The sequence below is a fragment of the Photorhabdus cinerea genome, from assembly GCF_011189575.1.
Taxonomy (GTDB): domain Bacteria; phylum Pseudomonadota; class Gammaproteobacteria; order Enterobacterales; family Enterobacteriaceae; genus Photorhabdus; species Photorhabdus cinerea.
The window spans coordinates 1-3,974 of record NZ_PUJW01000074.1 but is presented as its reverse complement, the minus strand read 5'-3'; the positions used below and the strand labels follow the sequence as shown (position 1 = coordinate 3,974).

Genomic DNA, 3,974 nt, shown 5'->3' with positions numbered 1-3,974 from the left:
CGAACCTGTTCACACAGAAATGCCGCCCGCAGAAATACCATTAACGGATTTCTCAGGTTCGCTTTCTGTAAGGCTCTGCGTTTAGAAATAGAGGCGCGTGTGAATGCGCTAGATAATAAAAAGCCCCGGATTAACCGAGGCTGTTACTGACACTGAGTCTTAATGTAGTCCTGCAAGCCTAATACCTGCTGATTGATTACCGCTATTCGCTCTCTGAGGGTCCAATAATCTCTGATAGAGGAGTCAGCAGGTCGGGCGGTAGCTGCATTAACCACGCCGGAGGTGGAACCGGTTTCGCTTTGATTACAGGTTGCCGCGATACGCAACCGGCGACGACCAACGGCAACATCATCACGCAGAGCATCAATTTCAGATTTGGCATTGGCAAGTTCCTGTGTGTGCTTCACATCCAATTCGTTCAACATGGTAATGTGTGAGTTCTGATAGTCGATAGTGTCTGTGAGTTGCTGAATGTCTTCTTGCTGCTGCTTTGTAACATGACGTTCTCTCTGTAACGCAGAGTGATAGTAATACGCTGTCAGTGAAATAACGATTAGTGCGAGTATCGTGTAGTAGCGAGCGTTGAATTTCATGATAAAAACATCGTTTTTTCAGATGCCCTGCGGGCGTCCAAACCCGGTAGTGTACGTCCATCCACTTGATTCCATCTCATGAATTGATCCGCCGCCCCGCGATAATCACCCGCGTTAAGCTTTTTCAGCAACGTAGAACGGACGAAAGCACCGGTGCCACAGTTGAAGATGAATGAACACAGCGCATCAAATTGACCTTGAGTCAACGGGACCTTAACATTGGACTCAATCGTGATGTAAACCGGGGCTAAGTCTTCTAGTAAGAACTGCGTTGCTTGCTCATCAGTAATAACGTCACCGGGCTTTACCCCGCGAGTATGACCGTAGCCGATTGTCCAAACACCCGCAGGGCAACGATATGCTGTTAAGCTGAGACCCTCATAGCCTTTAAGCTTACTAAGCCCTTTCTCACTGATTTGCATCTGATACCCCCGCTCTTTTCTCTGCTGATCTACGAAGTAATTGACCAATAAAATCAGTACCCAGATAGCCAATTACAACACTGCCGATGTAGGCTAAGTCAGGATTCAGACCAAAAAGATTTAAAATGTCACGAATGAACCATGCAAACATGGCACACATAAAGGCATCAATGGAGACACGCAGCCATCCCCCGCCGTTATAACGACCCCGGAGACAAGCCATTGTTCCCGATAGTATCGCCCCTAAACCTTGTTCTTTGACTGATAACAGCCATAACCATAGCTGCATCCAGATGTCAGGCTGCTTGTCCATGAGTTTCATATCCACCCCCGTTGGGGATTAAGACCCCGTTAAACGGGTGTGAAAAGAAAAAGGCCGTATCAGATCGCAGCCCTTGAAGTGTTGCCGGGTATTTCACGCCCGGCTCGTGGTATTCTCTTAATTCCTACAAATACACAGGAGAATTATTTTGGCAAAATTTTACAACTTGTGGCACGCCATTAAGGCTAGGGTTTGCAACAACCATGATATCGACCCTAATTATTTTGATGTTTATAGTAGTGATCATCAGATTTGTTGTTTGAAAAATCATGCGGCGCAAATCTTCACATTAGAAGTAATTCTTCACAAACACCGTCAACAATATGGCACTATCTTTGAGCCATTAGAGGGCGAGAAAGCATTGCATCATCTGATATTCCTGAAAACGAAATGGAAACCTTCGGAAATTAGGGCGCTTTCTTTAGAGGATAGTTTGCTTGTGATCCAGGATGAAATGCACCTTGATAACTTTCCTGACGAAGCCCGGCGTGTCATTGATGCAATTAATCTACCTGAGACTATTTCGTTCCGTTTTGATGATATTTTAGATGAGGACTGGGTTCCCAAGGAAAACTCAATTTACCTTCAAACTCATGTTTAAAGTTATCTAAAATCACATCAATCTCTGAGAGCCGTTGTTCCAATGCGGCTCTTTCTTGTTTCAGTTTGTTGAAGTAGGTGACATGCAATCTTTGCTTATCTAACCAATCCTCCAAATATTCAGAAGACATATTCGGATTGTAAAAGTACGGTTGGTTCTCGCTCATGATAAATCTCCAGATACAAAAAAAGGCCACGCCATGCGTAGCCTGTGAATGTGCTTTATATATGAAAAAACCCCGCAGGAAACGAGGCTTGGGATTTGGCTAAGACACCTAAGAAACACTTACGGCAATCTTACCCTATAATTGTTGTCCATTTGGTCATTGATGTCAACACGTTCTATGCAACTTTTTTAACTTTAGATACACGTTTGCGTATTTTAAATGCATTTTTCAGAGGCAGGTACAACATGTAAACGCTGGCACTAAGAATTTCGTCAACTTCTCTCCTGCATGTTCTATGTGATGGCTTCTTAAGTCGGCCTCCTGAGCGAGTCATCATTTTGCGGGGATTTGCAACCTTGTGATAGTAAGATGCTATTGCGTATCTTGATAAACTATGAGCGTAGTAACTAAGAAGTATTCCATATGCTTTCATGTCAATGTACATAACAGAATCGACGACCTGAGAAATCAACATTCCATCATCATCATTACATACTGGCCTTGTCGGGTTATTACTTGGTTCTACGCTCACCATGAATTTATAAATCATGTTCATCTGGCGCTTATCAATCCGGCCACTATAAACCCATGCCCCCCATAAACTTAACCAGCTATCAATCCAGTCGTGTTGCTCTTTAGTGAGTTCATAATTTCTTATTCCCATCATCTTACCCCCGGAGAACTGAATGACATTTGTCATACTTAGTTGAAAACATGACTGAGTGTTTTTTGCCCCTGACTCTCCGATCATGAATAACTTTCAGTGAACCATATTTGCATTGCAAAACAGCAAATGACCTGCCTGTGATTCCACTTCTGAAGCGAGCCTCTTCTATCGCAGCTGATATATCAGTGAAGATTGTCATTGCTTAAGCTCCTGAGTTTCTTCAATTTTTCATCAAACTCGGCTTTAATCGTTTTGCATTCTTCAATAGTCCATCTATGCCGTTCATGATTACTCTCGATATCTTCAACAGCTTCAATGCCGATGCGATCAATAAGCTCAATCCGATATGGAACAATATTCCCCGAGTGATGCCGATTACAGACTGTACATTGTTTATGTATTTGTCTTATATCAAATCGTAATTGTTGCGCTGCTGATGTAGTCCTGTAATGTCCTGCGTCCCATTGTGATGATTCTGTAGTGCCGCATGAAATACACGGCTTATCTTTATCTCGATAACGAACATATGCATTAACTGAACATTGGGCTTGCTGAATAAAATAACTGCGGGGCTTTACTGCTAACTTGCGTGCTTTGAGTTTATCTTTCTTCTCTGCTAATTCTTGCTGACGTTTCTTTTTCAGTGCCTGCTCTGCTTTTTCCCTGTCTCTATTCCGCTTCTTAATTGCTAATTCCGCGCCATGTTCTGGATTACACCACCATATATTATGGTATTTTGGCATAAACCATTCACAACATATTTTACACTTTCTCCTTGATGGCTTTTTCATTTCTATTTCTCCGTCTGTCCCACTTTGCTCGCAGTAAATGATAAACATAGTCAAATGTTTCAACTTCTGACTCCGCAGGAACTGGCTTTGATTTATTATTAGATGGCACTTTATATATCAGATTATTGATGACTCGTTGAGTCTGTGATGTTTGCTGTGACATTTAACCACCCATTATTTATTCCTTTCTTTCATTTCTCTGCCGATACGTAATGCTCTTTTGCCCTGTCTTAACTGCCACAACGCATACACGCAAAATATTCTTGCTGCCGCTGCCAGCCCCAGAAGCCCAAAAACAAATGTCGCTACAATGCCAGCAAATGCATAGAAATAGAGTATCCAGTCATTCATTATTTATCTTGCTCCTGTTTTAATTTCATATATTGCGAGTTATTTGGAATAGTAACCAAAC

8 protein-coding genes are annotated in these 3,974 nt (G+C 42.4%); 1 reads left to right on the top strand and 7 read right to left on the bottom strand.

What is annotated here, in order from left to right; genetic code table 11:
- Nucleotides 1–143: 143 nt before the first annotated feature.
- Genes C5469_RS22435 through C5469_RS22425 form a run of 3 tightly spaced genes read right to left on the bottom strand, consistent with a single transcriptional unit; the run spans nucleotide 144 to nucleotide 1,328 of the window.
- Complete coding sequence (locus tag C5469_RS22435) at nucleotides 144–593, bottom strand: lysis protein (protein WP_166310867.1); 450 nt, start codon at nucleotides 591–593, stop codon at nucleotides 144–146.
- Nucleotides 590–1,015 (bottom strand): lysozyme, encoded by a 426-nt coding sequence (locus C5469_RS22430; RefSeq protein ID WP_166310871.1) that lies wholly within the window; start codon nucleotides 1,013–1,015, stop codon nucleotides 590–592. The genes C5469_RS22435 and C5469_RS22430 overlap by 4 nt, the downstream gene beginning before the upstream one ends.
- Nucleotides 1,002–1,328 carry a phage holin, lambda family gene (locus tag C5469_RS22425; protein ID WP_207629307.1) on the bottom strand — a complete coding sequence of 109 codons (327 nt, stop codon included), beginning with the start codon at nucleotides 1,326–1,328 and terminating at the stop codon, nucleotides 1,002–1,004. The genes C5469_RS22430 and C5469_RS22425 overlap by 14 nt, the downstream gene beginning before the upstream one ends.
- Before the next feature lie 157 nt (nucleotides 1,329–1,485).
- Here C5469_RS22425 and C5469_RS22420 point away from each other — a divergent pair, with 157 nt between their 5' ends.
- On the top strand, nucleotides 1,486–1,938 hold the full coding sequence (locus C5469_RS22420; protein ID WP_166310863.1) for an ECs1072 family phage-associated protein: 453 nt from the start codon (nucleotides 1,486–1,488) through the stop codon (nucleotides 1,936–1,938).
- A 341-nt stretch (nucleotides 1,939–2,279) separates the two neighbouring features.
- On the opposite strand, the gene C5469_RS22415 is transcribed toward C5469_RS22420, so the two are convergent.
- From C5469_RS22415 to C5469_RS22400, 4 genes are all read right to left on the bottom strand, one after another.
- A complete protein-coding gene (locus C5469_RS22415; RefSeq protein WP_166310869.1) occupies nucleotides 2,280–2,768 on the bottom strand; it encodes an antiterminator Q family protein in 489 nt (162 codons plus the stop codon).
- A gap of 185 nt (nucleotides 2,769–2,953) precedes the next feature.
- On the bottom strand, nucleotides 2,954–3,562 hold the full coding sequence (locus C5469_RS22410) for a recombination protein NinG (protein WP_166310861.1): 609 nt from the start codon (nucleotides 3,560–3,562) through the stop codon (nucleotides 2,954–2,956).
- Entirely contained in the window at nucleotides 3,534–3,725 is a 192-nt protein-coding gene (locus C5469_RS22405; RefSeq protein ID WP_166310859.1) for a NinE family protein, read from the bottom strand. The genes C5469_RS22410 and C5469_RS22405 overlap by 29 nt, the downstream gene beginning before the upstream one ends.
- 11 nt (nucleotides 3,726–3,736) lie before the next feature.
- The gene (locus C5469_RS22400; protein WP_166310857.1) at nucleotides 3,737–3,913 is read right to left on the bottom strand and encodes a hypothetical protein; all 177 of its coding nucleotides are present in this window, start codon (nucleotides 3,911–3,913) and stop codon (nucleotides 3,737–3,739) included.
- Nucleotides 3,914–3,974 lie beyond the last annotated feature (61 nt).